This window comes from Methylobacterium sp. DB0501, assembly GCF_011043735.1.
GTDB lineage: Bacteria > Pseudomonadota > Alphaproteobacteria > Rhizobiales > Beijerinckiaceae > Methylobacterium > Methylobacterium alsaeris.
Genome location: NZ_JAAKGV010000001.1, coordinates 122,880 through 139,531 on the forward strand (window position 1 = coordinate 122,880; position 16,652 = coordinate 139,531).

Annotated in this window: 15 protein-coding genes; 9 read left to right on the top strand and 6 right to left on the bottom strand. The window is 72.7% G+C overall.

Annotation, left to right across the window (positions count from 1 at the left end; translation table 11 throughout):
- Window positions 1–5: 5 nt before the first annotated feature.
- Together G4G93_RS00570 and G4G93_RS00575 are read left to right on the top strand one after the other, a co-directional pair.
- A complete protein-coding gene (locus G4G93_RS00570) occupies window positions 6–1,535 on the top strand; it encodes an aldehyde dehydrogenase family protein (protein ID WP_165080238.1) in 1,530 nt (509 codons plus the stop codon).
- Between the two features lie 57 nt (window positions 1,536–1,592).
- Entirely contained in the window at window positions 1,593–2,954 is a 1,362-nt protein-coding gene (locus G4G93_RS00575; RefSeq protein WP_165080241.1) for a DUF3100 domain-containing protein, read from the top strand.
- Between the two features lie 161 nt (window positions 2,955–3,115).
- On the opposite strand, the gene G4G93_RS00580 is transcribed toward G4G93_RS00575, so the two are convergent.
- From G4G93_RS00580 to G4G93_RS00590, 3 genes are all read right to left on the bottom strand, one after another.
- A complete protein-coding gene (locus G4G93_RS00580) occupies window positions 3,116–3,760 on the bottom strand; it encodes a L,D-transpeptidase (RefSeq protein WP_165080244.1) in 645 nt (214 codons plus the stop codon).
- A gap of 155 nt (window positions 3,761–3,915) precedes the next feature.
- Window positions 3,916–6,423, bottom strand: coding sequence for a bifunctional diguanylate cyclase/phosphodiesterase (locus G4G93_RS00585; protein WP_206289408.1), 2,508 nt, complete (start codon window positions 6,421–6,423; stop codon window positions 3,916–3,918).
- Between the two features lie 220 nt (window positions 6,424–6,643).
- Window positions 6,644–8,194: an acetolactate synthase large subunit gene (locus tag G4G93_RS00590; RefSeq protein WP_165080247.1), complete on the bottom strand. Its 1,551-nt coding sequence runs from the start codon at window positions 8,192–8,194 to the stop codon at window positions 6,644–6,646.
- 208 nt (window positions 8,195–8,402) lie between these two features.
- On the opposite strand from G4G93_RS00590, the gene G4G93_RS00595 reads away from it, so the two are divergent.
- The 5 genes from G4G93_RS00595 (at window position 8,403) to G4G93_RS00615 (ending at window position 12,893) form a co-directional block, all read left to right on the top strand.
- A complete protein-coding gene (locus tag G4G93_RS00595; RefSeq protein WP_165080249.1) occupies window positions 8,403–8,636 on the top strand; it encodes a hypothetical protein in 234 nt (77 codons plus the stop codon).
- Entirely contained in the window at window positions 8,633–8,836 is a 204-nt protein-coding gene (locus tag G4G93_RS00600) for a hypothetical protein (RefSeq protein WP_312891590.1), read from the top strand. Before G4G93_RS00595 ends, G4G93_RS00600 begins: the two co-directional genes overlap by 4 nt.
- Before the next feature lie 396 nt (window positions 8,837–9,232).
- The gene (locus tag G4G93_RS00605; protein ID WP_165080255.1) at window positions 9,233–10,294 is read left to right on the top strand and encodes a putative zinc-binding metallopeptidase; all 1,062 of its coding nucleotides are present in this window, start codon (window positions 9,233–9,235) and stop codon (window positions 10,292–10,294) included.
- A 122-nt stretch (window positions 10,295–10,416) separates the two neighbouring features.
- The gene (locus G4G93_RS00610) at window positions 10,417–11,415 is read left to right on the top strand and encodes a fumarylacetoacetate hydrolase family protein (protein WP_165080258.1); all 999 of its coding nucleotides are present in this window, start codon (window positions 10,417–10,419) and stop codon (window positions 11,413–11,415) included.
- 227 nt (window positions 11,416–11,642) lie between these two features.
- Window positions 11,643–12,893 carry a pilus assembly protein TadG-related protein gene (locus tag G4G93_RS00615; RefSeq protein WP_165080260.1) on the top strand — a complete coding sequence of 417 codons (1,251 nt, stop codon included), beginning with the start codon at window positions 11,643–11,645 and terminating at the stop codon, window positions 12,891–12,893.
- Window positions 12,894–12,906: 13 nt separating this feature from the next.
- Here G4G93_RS00615 and G4G93_RS00620 read toward each other — a convergent pair whose 3' ends face one another.
- A complete protein-coding gene (locus tag G4G93_RS00620; RefSeq protein WP_165080263.1) occupies window positions 12,907–14,256 on the bottom strand; it encodes a PLP-dependent aminotransferase family protein in 1,350 nt (449 codons plus the stop codon).
- Between the two features lie 105 nt (window positions 14,257–14,361).
- Here G4G93_RS00620 and G4G93_RS00625 point away from each other — a divergent pair, with 105 nt between their 5' ends.
- Both G4G93_RS00625 and G4G93_RS00630 read left to right on the top strand, forming a co-directional pair.
- Window positions 14,362–14,559, top strand: coding sequence for a translation initiation factor IF-2 (locus tag G4G93_RS00625; RefSeq protein ID WP_165080265.1), 198 nt, complete (start codon window positions 14,362–14,364; stop codon window positions 14,557–14,559).
- Between the two features lie 76 nt (window positions 14,560–14,635).
- The gene (locus G4G93_RS00630; protein ID WP_165080267.1) at window positions 14,636–15,079 is read left to right on the top strand and encodes a VOC family protein; all 444 of its coding nucleotides are present in this window, start codon (window positions 14,636–14,638) and stop codon (window positions 15,077–15,079) included.
- Window positions 15,080–15,248: 169 nt separating this feature from the next.
- On the opposite strand, the gene G4G93_RS00635 is transcribed toward G4G93_RS00630, so the two are convergent.
- Both G4G93_RS00635 and G4G93_RS00640 read right to left on the bottom strand, forming a co-directional pair.
- Window positions 15,249–15,722: a VOC family protein gene (locus G4G93_RS00635; RefSeq protein WP_165080270.1), complete on the bottom strand. Its 474-nt coding sequence runs from the start codon at window positions 15,720–15,722 to the stop codon at window positions 15,249–15,251.
- 126 nt (window positions 15,723–15,848) lie between these two features.
- Window positions 15,849–16,610, bottom strand: coding sequence for an SDR family NAD(P)-dependent oxidoreductase (locus G4G93_RS00640; protein ID WP_165080273.1), 762 nt, complete (start codon window positions 16,608–16,610; stop codon window positions 15,849–15,851).
- Between the last annotated feature and the right edge of the window lie 42 nt (window positions 16,611–16,652).

A 16,652-nucleotide genomic window follows, 5' to 3' on the forward strand; every position in this document is an offset into this window, starting at 1 on the left:
CCCTGATGACCGAGACACGACCCCGGGCGCTCGCCGCCTCCTTGCGCCCGTTCTTCCCCGAGATGTCCGTGATCGGATCCTGGGTTGACGGCCGCATCGTCCCCGGCACCGGCGAGCCGGTGCGCCTCGTCGATCCCTCGACCGGGATGCCGCTCGCCGAGTATCCGGATGCGGGCCCCGCCGTGGTGGCCGAGGCCGCCCGGGCGGCGCGTGCCGGACAGGCGCGCTGGGCGGCGCTGACGGGGGCCGCCCGCGGCCGGGTGATGCAGGAGATCGCGCGCGGCATCCGGGCCGAGATCGAGCCGCTCGCGCGCCTCGAGGCGCTCAATGCCGGCAAGCCGATCCGCGATTGCCGCGTCGAGGCGACCAAGGTCGCGGAGATGTTCGAGTATTACGCCGGCTGGGCCGACAAGCTGCACGGTGAGGTGATCCCGGTCCCGACCGGCCACCTCAACTACACGCGCCGCGAGCCCGTCGGCGTGGTGCTGCAGATCACGCCCTGGAACGCCCCGGTCTTCACCTGCGGCTGGCAGCTCGCCCCGGCGTTGGCAGCTGGCAACTCCGTGCTGCTCAAGCCCTCGGAGCTGACCCCCCTGACCTCGCTCGCCGTGGCGGCGCTCGCCGAGAGGGCCGGCCTGCCCGCGGGCGTCGTCAACGTGCTGTCCGGCTACGGCCACACCACCGGCCAGGCGGCGCTCGCCGAGGAGGCGGTCGCGAAGGTGGTCTTTGTCGGCTCGCCGGCCACCGGCGCGCGCATCGCGGAGGCCGCGGCACGCCACCTCAAGCCCTGCCTGCTCGAACTCGGCGGCAAGTCGGCCAACATCGTCTTCGCCGATGCCGACCTGGAGCGGGCCTGCCTCGGCGCGCAAGCCGCGATCTTCGCCGGCGCCGGCCAGTCCTGCGTCGCCGGCTCGCGGCTCCTCGTCGAGCGCCCGGTTTACGACCGCCTCCTTGCCATGCTGGCGGCGGGCGCCGCACGCATCCGCGTCGGCGATCCCCTCGACCCGCAGACCGAGGTCGGGCCGATCAACAACGCCGCCCAGTACCGGCACGTGCTGGCGATGATCCGCGGCGGCCTCGACCAGGGCGCGCGCCTCGCCGCCGGCAGCGACGGCACGCCGGCCGAGGGCGGCTACTACGTGCGCCCGACGATCCTGGCGGAGGCCGACAACACCATGGATTGCGCCCGGACCGAGATCTTCGGCCCGGTGGTGACGGTGATCCCGTTCGACACGGAGGAGGAGGCGGTCGGCATCGCCAACGATTCCGCCTTCGGGCTCGCCGGCGCGGTCTGGACCCGGGACGTGGGCCGCGCCCACCGGGTGGCGGCTGCGGTGCGGGCCGGCACGTTCTGGATCAACGCCTACAAGACCATCCACGTCGCCTCGCCCTTCGGCGGCTCGGGGACGAGTGGCTACGGCCGCTCCAGCGGGATCGAGGCCCTGCACGAATACACGCAGGTCAAGAGCGTGTGGGTCGAGACCGCCGCCGCCCCCGCCGCCTCCTTCGGCTACGCCCCCGGCATCGGCGCCTGACACCCCTCCCGGTCCGGGGGCGGCCCCCGGACCGTCCCCCGCACCGGAGATTTCGACATGACGAGCGCCACCCTGGCGACCGGCCGTCCGGCCGTCGCGCCTCCCTCCGCCGCCGGCCGCGCCGGCATCCTGGTCCTGTTCCTCCTCGCCCTCGTGGTGGTGACGCTCGCGGAGGCGATCGGCAACGTCGCGATCCCGCTCGGCCACGGCAAGATCATCCTGCTGCCGCTGCTCTGGGCGCTGCTGATGGGCGGCGGCCTCGGGCTCGCCGCGCCGCGCCTGCCGCGCGCCTTGCGGCTGCCGGTGTCGCTGCAAGTCGCCGCCGGGGCGATCCTGCAGCCGGCGCTCCTCCTCTTCGTCGCCAAGCTCGGCCTCCTCGTCGGCGGCTCGCTGCCGAAGATCCTCGGCGCCGGCTGGGCCCTCGCCTTCCAGGAATTCGGGCACTTCTTCGGCACGATGGTGTTCGGCCTGCCGGTGGCGCTGCTGCTCGGCCTCAAGCGCGAGGCGATCGGCGCCACCTTCTCGGTCGGGCGCGAGCCGAGCCTCGCCATCATCGGCGAGCGCTACGGCATGGATTCCCCCGAGGGCCGCGGCGTGCTGGCCGAGTACCTGACCGGCACGGTGTTCGGGGCGGTGTTCATCGCGGTCCTGGCCGGGCTGATCGCGAGCCTCGGGATCTTCAACCCGCTCGCGCTCGCCATGGGGGCCGGCGTCGGCTCGGGCAGCATGATGGCGGCGGCCGCCGGCGCGATCGCGGCGCAGCAGACCCCCGAGATGGCCAAGGAGGTCGCCACCTTCGCGGCGGCGAGCAACCTCATCACCACCACCATCGGCACCTACTTCACCCTGTTCCTGTCGCTGCCGTTCACGGTCTGGGCCTACGGCGTGCTGGAGCCGATCCTCGGCCGCGGCCGCGGCCGGCCCGAGGTCGCGCCCGAGCCGGCGGCCGCCATGGCCGCGCACGCCGCCCCGGCCTTCGGCCTGCCCGCCCTGGTGCTGATCTGGCTCGCCACCGCGGCCTTCGGCCTCGTCGGCAACTGGCTCACCTACGGCACGAAGCCGGACGCTCAGGTGCTCCTGGGCGCCGCGATCATCGTCGGCGCGGTGGCGGTCGGCGAGGTGCTGTACCGCCTGGCCGGACGCCGGCTGCCGGCGGTGGTCTGGGTGTCCCTGATCGGCATGGCGCTCACCTATCCGGGGACGCCGTTCTCGGCCGAGATCGCGGCGGCGACGGGCCGGATCAACTTCCTGGCGCTCGCCACCCCGATCCTCGCCTTCGCGGGCCTCTCGCTCGCCAAGGATTTTCCGGCCTTCCGCCGCCTCGGCTGGCGCATCGTGGTGGTGTCGTTCATGGCCAATGCCGGCACGTTCCTCGGCGCGGCGCTGATCGCCCAGTTCTGGATGCACCCGCCGCTCTGACACGAAGTCCGCGCGGCGTCTGCGCGAAGCCGACTTCCGCATGGCGAACGCGATTGCGCAGCAATCGCCGGGCGATCAATCGGAAGTCGCATGACGGAGCGCTTCCGCTCACCCTCCTCCCTCCGCGGGGGAGGGTTCGGGGCGCGAGCCTTCGCAGCCCCCTATACCCGGTACTTCCCGTTGCGCTTCACCATCACGGTCGTGCCCACCGGCACCCGGTTGTACAGATCGACCACGTCCTCGTTCAGCATCCGCACGCAGCCCGAGGACATCTGCTCGCCGATGCTCCAGGGCTCGTTGGTGCCGTGGATGCGGAACAGGATGTCGCGGCCGCCCTGGTAGAGGTAGAGGGCGCGGGCGCCGAGCGGGTTGTCGACGCCGCCCTTGCGGGTGCGCGGCAGGTCGGGATTGAGGCTGACCATCTTGGCGGTCGGGCCCCAATCGGGCCAGACGCCCTTGCGGCCGACCGTGGCGGTGCCCTTCCAGGAGAAGCCGAGCTTGCCGACGCCGACGCCGTAGCGCAGAGCCTGGCTGCCCTCCTGGACGAGGTAGAGGAAGCGCTCGTCGATATCGACGACGACGGTCCCGGGCTTCTCGAGGCCCGTATAGGCCACGGTCTGGCGCCGGTATTTCGGATCCATCCGGCTGCGGTCGACCAGCGGCACGTCGTAGGGCTGGTCGGGCATGCTGCCGATGTACCAGGCCGCGTCCGGATCCACGGCCGCGACGGTGGCGGGCCCGCGGGCGTTGCAGGCCGCGAGCGGCAGCCCGGCGAGGAGGGCGAGGACGAGGCGGCGCGGGGGCATGCGGCGGTCACCTTTCGGCAAGAGAGGGTTTCGGCAGAGTTGCCTCATGCCTAGCCGCTCCCGCCGCCGCAGGTTGTGTCCTCCTGGACGCAAGGCCGGGAAAAGGATGGCGTGGTCCGGTCGGGCGCCGCCATCCGGGGCGCGGTCGTCAGGGACTAGGCCGCCTTGGACTCGGTTGCCTTGGACTCGGCCGCCTTGGGCTCGGCCGCCTTGGGCTCGACCATCCTGGACTCGGCGGTCTTGCGGTGCATCCAGGGCGCCGCACCGGCCGCCAGCAGGCGGTGCAGCTCGGCCGCCGGGACCGGGCGGCTGAACAGGAAGCCCTGGACCTCGGCGCAGCCGCTGCGCCGCAGGAAGGCGAGCTGGTCCTCGGTCTCGACGCCCTCCGCCAGGGTGGTGATGCCGAGGCCGGCGCCGAGCCCGATCACCGCCTGCACGATCGCCACCGCCGTGGCCTCGCGGCCGAGCGCCGCGGTGAACGACCGGTCGATCTTGATCTTGTCGAACGGGAAGGCCTGGAGGTAGCTCAGCGAGGCGTAGCCGGTGCCGAAATCGTCAATGGCGATGCGCAATCCGAGGCTGCGCAGCCGGTGCAGCACCGCCACGTTGGAGACGGTCTCCTCCAGCATCACCTGCTCGGTGATCTCGAGCTCGAGCCGGGCCGGGTCGAGGCCCGATTCGGCCAGCGCCCGCGCCACGGTGCCGACGAGGTCGGGGGTGCGGAACTGCGCCGGCGAGAGGTTGACGGCGACCCGCAATCCGGCCGGCCAGCCGGCGGCCTCGCGGCAGGCCCGGGCCAGCACCCACTCGCCCAGGGCCGCGATCATCCCGGTCTCCTCGGCGACCGGGATGAACTCCGCCGGCGAGACGAAGCCGCGCTCGGGGTGGCGCCAGCGCAAGAGCGCCTCGCAGCCGGTGACCGCGAGGCTGTCGGCCGCGACGAGGGGCTGGTAATGGACCTCGAGCGCCTCCGCGGCGATCGCCGCGCGCAGGTCGCGCTCCAGGGCTCGGCGGCTCTGGAGCGCCGCATCCATGGCGGGCTCGAACACCCGCCGCGTGCGCCGCCCGTCGGCCTTGGCGGCGTAGAGGGCGGTGTCGGCCTTGCGCAGCAGCCCGTCCGGGTCGTCGCCGTGCTCGGGCGCCAGCGCGATGCCGATGCTGACCCCCACGGTGACGTCCTGGCCCGCCAGCGCGAAGGCGCGGCAGAGGGCGGTGATGATCCGGTCGGCGAGGGCGACGAGTTCGCGATCCTCTGCCCGCCCGGCCGGGCAGAGGATCGCGAACTCGTCGCCGCCGAGCCGCGCCACCAACCCCTCGGCCGGCAGGCAGGCGCGCAGGCGCTCGGCGACCTGGCGCAGCAGCGCGTCGCCGGCCGGGTGGCCGAGGGTGTCGTTGACGAGCTTGAAATGGTCGAGGTCGAGGCAGAGCAGGCCGACGGGCGCGCCGGCCGCCGTCGCCTCGGCGAGGCGGCGATGGAACAGGACGCGGTTCGGCAGCCCGGTCAGGGCGTCGTGATGGGCCATGTGGGCGATGCGCCGTTCGGCCCGGCGCTGCTCGGTGACGTCGACGCAGGCGGACAGGGTGGCGCTCCGGCCCTCGAACGCCATCGGGCCGGAGAACACCTCGACGTCGATCACGCTGCCGTCGCGGCGGCGATGGCGCTGGGACGGGCCGGGCCCGCCCGGAGCCGGGAGACCGCCGGCCACGGATTCGCCGGTCGAGAGGTCGCCGAGCGAGAGCCGCAGGAAATCCTCGCGGGGGAAGCCGTAATGGCCGGTGGCGGCGTCGTTGACCGCCAGCACCGCGCCGTCCTCCCCCGAGAGCCACATCGGCACCGGGTTGTGCTCGAACAGCAGGCGGGCCGAGGCCTCCCGCGCCTTCAGGTCGCCGATATCCGTCAGGGTGACGCCGATCAATTCGCCGAACGCCGCGATCTCGATGCGCAGGTGCAGCATGCTCCCGTCGGGACGCGAATACGAATCCTCGAAGCTGCCCGCCGCCCCGTCGAGGGCGGCCGCCAGCCGGTCGAAGACGAGCGAGTTCCTGAGGCTCGGCATCAGCACGGTCAGGCGCTGCCACTGCGCCGTCTCGACGGTGGCGCGCAGCATCGCGGCGGCGGCGGCGTTGAGGGCGAGGATGCGGAAATCCTGCACCGTCCCGTCCGCCCCCCGCAGCGCCGCGCCCGCCACCATGCCCTGGCGGGTGGAGCGGAACAGCGTCTTGAGAAGGTTCGTCCGCACGGTCCCGCCCGAGAGGCCGAGCAGCACCAGGGAACCGCCGGCCCGCGCCGCCAGCGGCAGGGCGACCATCCCGGTGGTGTAGGCGACGCCGCCCGCCACCCGGGTGCAGGACGCCCGCATCGGGGCGCCGCCGGCGCTGGCGGTGCCGACGATGTCGCGCAGGCCCTGGGCGAGGCCGCCCGGCAGGTCGTCGAGGGCGAGGTCGGCCGCAGGCCGGCCGAGCCAGTCCTCGAACGCCTCGCCGGTCCAGAGCAGGCGGAGGCGGTCCGGGAGGCCGCCCACCAGGGCGGCGTGGCCCGCCATGCGGCCGAGATTGCCGAGGACCACCTCCTCGTAGGCAGGCAGCCCGCGGGCGGCGGCCTGCGCGGCGTGCCAGCGGTGCAGCAGCCTCTCGGTGCCGTCGCTCGTCGCGTTTCCGCCCATCCCGTCCGATCCGAAGCCGATCCGTCGTCGTGGTAGGGTGTCGGAGTCTTCCGGAACGTTAAGATGAGCCGGCTAGGATGCGAATACGCATGCCTCGGCAACGCCCGAGGCTCCGGGTTGTCGAGCGGCACCCGATCGCGTTGCCATCGGGCGCCACTCCAGATCTCTGATTTTACTGCATTTTCGTCGCGAGACCGGTGACCGCCTCTGCGAAGCCTGCCTAGGCCAACGCCACCTCGATCAGGAACGGGCCGCGCCGCGCCAGCGCCCCGGTCAGGGTGTCGACGAGCTGGGCCAGGGTCTCGACCCGGCGCGCCTCGACGCCGTAGCCCCGCGACAGGCTCACCCAGTCGATCGGCGGGTCGTCGAGGGTCAGCATGTCGATGGCCTTGCGGCCCGGATTCGCGCCGACATTGGTCAGTTCGTGGCGCAGGATCGCGTAGGAGCGGTTCGACCAGATCAGCGTCACCACGTCGAGGCGCTCGCGCGCCTGGGTCCAGAGCGCCTGGGCGGTGTAGAGGGCGCTGCCGTCGGCCTGGAGCGAGATCACCTTGCGATCGGGGCAGGCCACCGCGGCGCCGGTCGCCATCGGGATGCCGAGCCCGATCGAGCCGCCGGTGAGCTGGAGCCAGGTATGGGGCGCCGCGGCGTGCGTCGCGGGGAAGAAGTTGCGGCCGGTGGTGACCGACTCGTCGCAGACGATCGCGCCCTCGGGGATCAGCGCGCCGAGCACCCGGGCGATCGAATCCTGGTCGAGGCGGCCGTCCCCCGGCAGCTCCGGCCGGGGACCGGCGGGAGCGGGCACCTCCGCGGAAGCGCCGACGGCCTCGGCGAGGCGCGCCAGCGCGTCGATCTGATCCTGCTCCGGCGTCGCGAGGGCGAAGACGTCGCAGGTGGGCGCGGCGAGCGCGCTCGGCTTGCCCGGATAGGCGAAGAACGCCACCGGCAGGGTCGCGCCGACCAGGATGACGTGCTTGTAGGGCGCCAGCACCTCGCGGGCCGGATCGACCGGATAGGGCAGGCGCTCGATCGGCACCGTCCCGGCGCCGCGGTCGATCCGGGCGTTCGAGGTCATGGCCAGCAGCTTGGCGCCGGTCTTGTGCGCGATGCGGGCGGCGAGGCGCCGCCCCTCGTCGCGCACCGCCCGGTCGCCGAGATGCAGCAGCACCGGCTCGCCGCTGCGCAAAGCCGCGACCGCGTGGGCGATCGCCTCGTCGCTCGCCTGCGGCCGCTCCGGAATCGCCGGCAGGGGCGCGATGCCGCTCCCCTCCTCCCAGGCGGTGTCGGCGGGCAGGATCAGGGTGGCGACGCCCCCCGGCGCGGTGCGGGCGGCGACGATCGCATCGGCTCCGTCCGCCGCCACCGCCTTGGCGCTCATGCCCGTGCGGACCCAGGCCGAGACCGGGCCGGCCAGCCCCTCGATGTCGGAGGTCAGCGGCGCGTCGAAGGCACGGTGATAGGTGGCGTGCTCGCCCACGATGTTGACGAGGGGCGAGCGGGCGCGGCGCGCATTGTGCAGGTTGGCGATGCCGTTGCCGAGGCCCGGCCCGAGATGCAGCAGCGTCGAGGCCGGCTTGTCGGCCATGCGGGCATAACCGTCGGCGGCCCCCGTCGCCCCGCCCTCGAACAGGCAGAGCACCGCCCGCATCCCCTCGACCCGGTCGAGGGCGGCGACGAAGTGCATCTCCGAGGTGCCCGGATTGGTGAAGCACACCTCCACGCCCCCCGCCACCAGGGTGCGCACCAGGCTCTCGGCCCCGTTCATCGCCATCGGCGTCTCCTCTCGCGCGGGCATCTGTCGGCCCGGTTCGGGTTTGCGGTATGGTGATAGGGGATTTCGGGGGCGGGGTGTGAGGGCGTGGGCGGCATGGGTGGGCGGCGGGCGGACGCTCGGCATCCCGATGACCGGCCATGCCCGCGATGGTACGCGGGGACGGGCGTCGCCACGCCCGACCGCTCGAGCGCGAGCCGATCGCCGGATGGATGACGACGTCGCCGTACCCTCCCCGCTGGAATTCGTCATCCGGGCGACGCCGCGCTCGCTGCAATCGTCCGCAAAGGCGGGGGAGGCCTGGAAGATCACGGTCGGCGAGGCGGCAAGGTGCCGGATCTCGCAGAGCCGGGAGTTCACCCTCCTGGATCGTCGACCGTTATCGGTCGCCATCGTCTACGTCCCGCCGGCCCCATGCAGGGCGACGTCGACGACATCGTGAAGCCCATCCTCGACGGCATGCGGAGCATCGTCTATCCGGACGATCAAGTCGTCGAAAAAGTGGTCGTGCAGAAAGTCGAACCGGGCGTGTACGTCGAGTTCACCTCTCTCACGACGACGGTGCAGCAGGCCGTGGCCGCGGACCCGCCGGTCCTGTACGTGATGGTCGATGACAGCATCGGCCGGAGGCGAGTGACATGACAGTCCGATCCCCGCCCGACGAAGACCTTGCGGATCAGACACGGCGCCTGCCGGACTCCCTGAGGACGGACGCGCAGCGGCGCGGCTGGACCTTCTACGCGCGCCCCGAAGGCGGCGATTCCCGACTTCGCGGGGGTTTACGAGCCGGAAGGCTACCTCGACGATGACGACGCCCGTCGCCTGCGGTCCCTGGCGCAGGTCCGCAACGCGATCGTGCATGGCGGATTGGGTACCGCGATCTCGCGCGAGGACGTGACGGACCTGATCAGGGATCCGGAAGCCATGGCCGGCACCCTTCGGCAAGCCGCATAACCGCGTGATCCGGGGCGCAACCCCGCCGGCCCTAGCACGTTCGTTGCACCGTGCGGCGGGTGGTTGCGCCCGGTGGAGATCCCGATGAAGCTGTTCCAGTGCCAATCCTGCGGCAACATCCTGTATTTCGAGAACCGGACCTGCCAGCGCTGCGGCCACCGCCTCGCCTACCTGCCGGAGGCCCGCACGCTCTCGGCGCTCACGCCGGCCGGGGGCGAGGACTGGACGCCGCTGGCGGTGCCGGACCGGCCGAGCCGGTTCTGCGCCAATGCGGTGCACGATGCCTGCAACTGGCTGGTGCCGCCGGGCTCGGGCGATGCGTTCTGCCTCGCCTGCCGCCACAACGGCACGATTCCCGACGTCTCGAACCCGGACTTCCTCGCCAAGTGGCGCGAGATGGAATTCGCCAAGCACCGGCTGGTCTACAGCCTCCTGCGCTGGAACCTGCCGCTCAAGACACGGGCCGAGGATCCCGAGCACGGGCTGATCTTCCACTTCCTGGCCGACCCGCCGGAGAACCAGGGCCCGAAGGTGATGACGGGCCACGACAACGGCGTCGTCACCATCGCGCTGGTGGAAGCCGACGATGCCGAGCGCGAGAAGCGCCGGCGCGAGATGGGCGAGCCCTACCGCACGCTGCTCGGGCATTTCCGCCACGAGGTCGGGCACCATTACTGGGACCTCCTGGTCCGCGACGCCGGCCGGCTGGAGGCCTGCCGGGCGGTGTTCGGGGATGATTCGCAGGATTACAACGCGGCGCTCCAGCGCCACTACGAGCAGGGCACGCCGGCCAACTGGCAGGAGAACTACGTCTCGGCCTACGCCACCACCCATCCGTGGGAGGATTTCGCCGAGACCTGGGCGCATTACCTGCACATCGTCGACACGCTCGAGATGGCGAGCGCCTTCGGCATGCAGATCCACCCGCTGCTCGATGCCGGCGGCGAGCTCGCCGCGCGGATCGACTTCGACCCCTACGAGGCGCAGGGCATCGAGCAGATCGTGGCGGCCTGGCTGCCCTTCGTCTTCGCCCTCAACAGCGTCAACCGGGCGATGGGACAGGGCGACCTCTACCCCTTCGTGCTGGCCCCGCCGGTGATCGCCAAGCTCGGCTTCATCCACGGCCTGGTGCACGGCACGATCTGACGCAAGGACCGCGTTCCGCCGTCTCGGCCGTAGCCTCCGCGGCCGGGGCGGTCCATGATGAGGCAACGCCCGAAGAATCGGGCCGCCCGCCTGCCGGACGGCAGGCACAGGAGGGATGCCGAATGAAGCTCGCCAGCCTCAAGCACGGCCGCGACGGCCGCCTCGTCGTGGTCTCGCGCGACCTCACCCGCGCGACCGACGCCTTCATCGTGGTGCCGACGCTGCAGCAGGCCCTCGACGACTGGGAGCGCTACGCTCCGGCGCTCGAGGCCCTGGCCGAGCAGCTCGAGCACGGCTCGGTGCCCTCGTTCCGCTTCCACGAGCACGAGTGCGCCTCCCCCCTGCCCCGGGCCTATGCCCGCCGCCACGCCGCCGCCTGGCCGGGCTACCCGGCGCTGCTGCGCCAGGCGGCAGGCGCCGAGGCGCCGTCCGGCACGGCGGGGGGCCTGCGCCACGCCGCGTCCGACGCGTTCCTCGGGCCCCGCGACCCGCTCGGACCCGGTGATCCGGCGGGCTCCCTCGACCTCTCGGCCGGCCTCGCGGCGATCACCGGGGACGTGCCGCAGGGCGCCGACGCGGCCGCGGCCGCGGGCGCGATCCGGCTGGTGACGCTGGTGGCCGAGGTGATCCGCCACGACCGGCTGCGGCCGGACGGGCTCGACCTCGACGGCGCCGACGCGCCGGCGCTCGCCGCGAGCCTCGCCCCCGTGGCGGTCACGCCCGACGAGCTCGGGGAGGCCTGGCGCGACGGGGCGCTGCACCGCAAGCTGCAGGTGCACCGCAACGACAAGCCGCTCGGCTGCCCCGAGGCCGGGGCCGATCTCGGCAGCGGCCTCGTCGCCCTGGTGGCGGAGGCGGCGCGGCACCGGTCCCTCGGCGCCGGGACGATCGTCAGCGCCGGGCCGGTCTCGAATCGCGGCATCGACGGCGGCCCCGGCCGCCCCGCCGCCGAGGGCGGGGCCGGCTATGCCTGCCTCGCCGAGGCCCGTGCCGCCGAGGTCCTGACCGGCGGCTGGGTCCGCACGCCCTATCTCGCGGCGGGCGACCGCCTGCGGATCGAGATGAAGGACGGCGGCGGGCACTCGATCTTCGGCGCGATCGAGCACGACGTCACGGGCTGACCCAGAGAGATCCGGCGTGGATCGTGCAAACCACGCCGGGCACGGCGACGATCGAGGCAACCCCTGAGAGTAATCATCGTCATGTAGTCGGCGTTTGATGGTTCCGTTAGTCCTTTGTTGGGGGTTCGACGAGCAGACAGGCGCGACGCTGGGAACGGCCGTCTCGATAAGACAACCTTCGATGGCGTCCGATCCCGTCGCAACCCGGATCGCTGCCCGTCCCGACGATGAATCTCCGTGCGGACCTCGCCCCGTCCCTCGCCCGCTTCCGGCACTGCCGGCGCGGCACGGTCACGGTCCTGCTCGCCCTGCTGCTGCCGGTCCTGGCGATGGGATCGGTCGGCGTCGCCGAGGTCACCGAGGTGATGCTGGCGAAATCGAAGCTGCAGGAGATCGTCGACGCCGCGGCGCTTCAGGGCGCGGGCGAGTTCGGCGTCGACCAGTCCGCCGCCACGGCGGAGCGCACCCGCCTCTACGCCGACGGCATGGCCGCCGGCCTGCGCCTGCGCTGGACGGTCGCCTCGACCACCTCGATCGATGCACCGACCCGCGCCGTCACGGTGCAGCAGACCGCCCACCGGGCCTCGTTCTTCGGAAGCCTGCTGCCGCCGGGCGGCTGGAACCTCCAGGCCTCCGCGACGGCGATCCGCACCGCGAGGAAGCCCCTCTGCGTGCTCGGGGCGCAAGGGATCGAGCCTTCCGGGAGCCAGGACAGCATCGCCGTCCAGGGTCGCTCCCAGATCACGGCGAGCAATTGCCTGGTTCAGAGCAACGCCAACCTGACGGCGGCGGGCTCCGCCCTGGTCTCCGCCGGCGAGGCTCGCGCCGCCGGCAGCGCCTCGGGGCCGATCCGCCCGGAAGCCGTGACCGACGCCCCGCCGGTGCAGGATCCCTTCGCCGGGATGGCGATCGGCGCGCCGGTCCTGTGCGACTCGTTCGCGCTCAGCCTCGGGAGCGGGACGTTCTACCTCCAGCCCGGCGTCCATTGCGGCGCGGTCTCGGTGCTCGGGAGCGCGAGCCTCGTCCTCGCGCCCGGGGAGCATTACTTCGTCGGCTCGAGCCTCACCATCGGCGGGCGTTCGACGATCACCGGCAGCGACGTCGTGGTCATCCTGCGCAACCTCGTATCGGCGCGCATCACCGAGCAGGCCGTGCTCCAGCTCGAGGGCCGCAAGACCGGGCCCTATGCCGGCTTCGTGCTGATCACCGACCGCAGCGTCGTCGGCGACGTCGAGATCGCGACCAGCAACGCCCGCAAGCTCCTCGGCACGGTCTACCTGCCGAATGCGAGCCTGACCGTGAACGGCACCGACAACAAGATCGCCGACCAGTCGCCCTGGACGGTGGTGGTGGCCCGAAAGATCCGAACGCAGGGCAGCGCCAACCTCGTCATCAACGCGAATTACGGCGCCTCGTCCGTGCCGGTGCCGGCCGGCGTCGGCCCGGCGAAGGACCAGCCGGTCCGCCTGGCGCAGTGAGGGGCGGCCACGCCTACTCGACCGTCGGGTCGTCCCCCGCCAGGTCGTCCCCCGCCAGGGCGAGGTGGCGCAAGGCATCGAGCGCCCGCACGAGGTCGTCGCGGGCGGGCGTCGCGAGGGCGAGGCGGACGGCGTTCGGGGCATGGCCGGGGCTCACCGCGAAGGCGGCGGCGGGGATGAGGGCGATGCCGCGCCGCAGGGCCGCCGCGGCATAGGCGTCGGCGCGCCAGGTCTCGGGCAAGGCGAGCCAGAGGTGGTAGGCGGCGTCGTCTCCCGTCACCGTCAGGCCGGCGAGCCGCTCCCGCGCCAGCGCCTGGCGCTCGGCGGCGTCGCGCCGCTTCGTGAGGGCGAGCCGGGCGGCGGAGCCGTCGCCCATCCAGCGCGTGGCGGCGGCGAGCGCCAGGCCTTGCGCGCTCCAGCCGCCCTGGCGCACCGAGGCCGCGAGGCGGTCGACGAGGGCGGGCGGGCTGACGACCATCCCGACGGTGAGGCCCGGCATCACCCGCTTCGACAGGCTGTCGACCACGATCGCGTGCTCCGGCGCCCGGGCGGCGATCGGGTCGGTGTCGCGCAGGAAGCCGTAGACCGCATCCTCCACGGCGACGAGCCCGGTCCCGGCGAGCAGGGCGGCGATCTCCGCCCGGCGCTGGGGCCCCATGGTCAGGCCGAGGGGATTCTGCAGCGTCGGCTGCAGGTAGAGGCCGCGCAGCGGCATGGCCCGGTGGGCCTGGAGGATGGCCTCGGGCCGGACGCCCTCGCCGTCGACGGCGAGCGGCACCAGGGCGATGCCGAGCCGCGCCGCGATGCCCTTGATCACCGGATAGGTCAGCGGCTCGCAGCCGATGCGCTCCCCCGGCGGGGCGAGCGCCGCCAGCGCGGCGGCAAGCCCCTGGCGGCCGTTGCCGGTGAACAGGATCCTGTCCGGATCGGGCGAGAACCCGCCGCAGGCGAGGAAGCGGGCAGCGATGGCCCGCGCCTGCGGCGTGCCGGCCGGGCCGTAGAGGGTCAGCGCCGCCTCGACGGCGGGACGCCCGAGCCCCGCCAGGGTCTCGGCCAGCAGCGTCTCCTGCTCGGGCAGGCGGGACATGGTGCGCTGGAGATCGAGGGCGCCCGACGGCGGCTCCGGCCGGATCGGATCGGGGGCGCCGAGATCGGAGCGGATATAGGTGCCGCGACCGACCTCGCCGAGGACGAGGCCGCGCCGGGCGAGCTCGGCATAGACGCGGCTCGCCGTCGAGACCGCGATGCCGCGGCGATAGGCGAAGTCGCGCTGCGGCGGTAGCCTCTCGCCCGGATGCAGGGTTCCGGCGGCGATCTCGGCCGCGACCGCGTCGGCGATGCTGCGGTAATCCGTGGCCGCCATTATTGCTCCGAGAACAATGTTCCGATTGTTCCGAGAACGATATCGGAGCAATCCTGGCGGTGCAATCCCGGCCGGATCGCCCCTCCCCGCCTCGGATCGAGAGCCATGCCTGCCATCCCGCTGCCCCTGACCCGTCCCGTCGCCACGCCGGTCCCGCCCCGCCCGCTGCTCCTGCGCCTGTGGTGGCGGCGCCTCCGCGACCGCCGCGTCCTCGCCGAGCTGACGCGCGCCCAGATGCGCGATACCGGCCTCGACCCGGACGTGGTGCGGCGCGAGAGCCGCAAGCCGTTCTGGCGCGCCTGACTGGACCTGCGCGACCGGGCTGTTCACCGGCGGCACATCGGCCTTACCTTGGGGGGAGAAAACCCGGAGGCTGTCGATGCCGGATACCGAGACCCTTGCCGAACGTGCGCCCGAGGCGGCGGTGACCGCCGTGCGCCCGGCGATCCACCTCGACCACTGCGTCATCCACGTCTCGGACTGGGAGCGCTCCACCGCCTTCTACCGGGACGTGCTCGACGCGGAGGTCATCCCGGTCGGCCGCGGCTACGCCTACCGCTTCGGCGGCGTGCAGCTGAACTGCCACGGCCCGGGCCAGATCGGCGAGCCCCGCGCCCGCATCCCGGTGGCGCCCGGCAACAGCGACCTCTGCTTCCGCTGGCACGGCCCGATCGAGGAGGCGATCGCCCATCTGGAGCGGCACGGGGTGCCGGTGGAGCTGGGGCCGGTGCCGCGGCATGGGGCGGTGGGCGAGGGGATCAGCGTCTACTTCCGGGATCCGGATGGATCGCTCATGGAGTTCATTACGTATCCAACAGGATGACGGGCCTGCGCGCTGGCTCGACGCTGGCCGTCAGCGAGCACTGCGTGCTCGCTGACGCAATGCGGAGAACGGTCTCGCCCACGCGTTACGTAGGCGACGACCCGAACCCGATCAGACCGACACTGCCAATGTCTGTTGCGGGTGGGGAGCGGACACCCGCCCGGCGGGATCAGTGATCCTTGGCCGGAGCTGGCGGCTGCATGAACTCGATCGTCGCGCCGTCAGGACCAACAACGTAGATCACCCGCGTTCCAGCCCGCGCACCGCTCGCGATCGGTTGCGGCGTGCCTTGCGCCTTCCAGCCGTAGGCGGCGATCCGCACCAGGAGCGCGTCGATGTCATCGACCACAAGGGCCAGATGCGCGAAGCCTGGGTCGAACGGCTTGGCTGGCACGCTTGGTCGGTCCGGACCCTGATACTCCAGGAGTTCGATCGTCTGATCCGCCAGCGAAACGATCGCCAGGCGCACCGTCGCCCCATGCGCTCCGGTGACCTGACCGAGGAACTCGCCCCCCATCTCGCCCGTCCGCACGAGGCGTGCGCCGAGCCCATCGATCCAGAACCGAAGTGCCTCGTCGAGGGAGCCGACCGCGAAGCCGACATGATCGGCGCGCTGCACATGGATGCTCGTGTGTTCCATCATGCAGGACGTTCTACCGGCAAAGGGGCTGCTCGTCTGCAATCGGTCGAGAGCAGACCCCAGCAAAGCCGAGCCGCCCGAGCCTCGACGCGTGATGTCCCCCCGGGAGCGGTCTTCCGGGGGCCTTCCTCACAACCCCGAAACCAGATGCCCCCCATCCACCGGCACCGTCGCCCCGGTCATCCACCCCGACGCATCGCCGGCCAGCAGCAGGAAAGCCCCGTCGAGATCCTCCGGCCGGCCCAGCCGGCGCATCGGGATGCGCTTGAGCATCGCCTGGCCGGGCGGCGTCTCGAAGAAGTCGCGGTTGATGTCGGTGCCGATATAGCCGGGCGCCAGCGCATTGACGCGAATGCCGTAGCGGGCCCATTCGAGGCCGAGCGCCTGGGTCATCTGCACCACGCCGGCCTTCGACACCGTGTAGGGCCCCACGCCCCCCGTCACCCGCAGGCCGAGGATCGATGCGACGTTGACGATGACGCCGCCGCGCCCGGCCTCGCGCCAGGCGCGGGCGGCGCTGGTCGAGACCGCCCAGACGCCGCGGAGATTGGTGTCGATCACCCGGTCGAAGGCGGCGAGGTCGAGGTCGATCGCCGCCCCGCCCTCGGCGATGCCGGCATTGTTGACCACCACGTCCGGCAGGGCGTGCAGGGCCGCGAAGGCGGCCGCGATCGACTCCGCGTCGGCGACGTCGAGGGAGACGGCGTGGGCCTGCGGAGCGCCGGCGGCGCGCAGGTCCTGCACCAGGGCGTCGAGCTTCTCCTTGCGCCGCGCCGCCACCGTGACGGCGGCACCGCACGACGCGCAGAGCCGGGCGAAATGGTCGCCGAGCCCGCCCGAGGCCCCGGTGACGAGGACGTGGCGGCCCCTCAAACTGGCTCCGAGATCCATGGCGTCTTCCCCCTTCGTCGCGGGCGCGCCTCTTGGATCGGA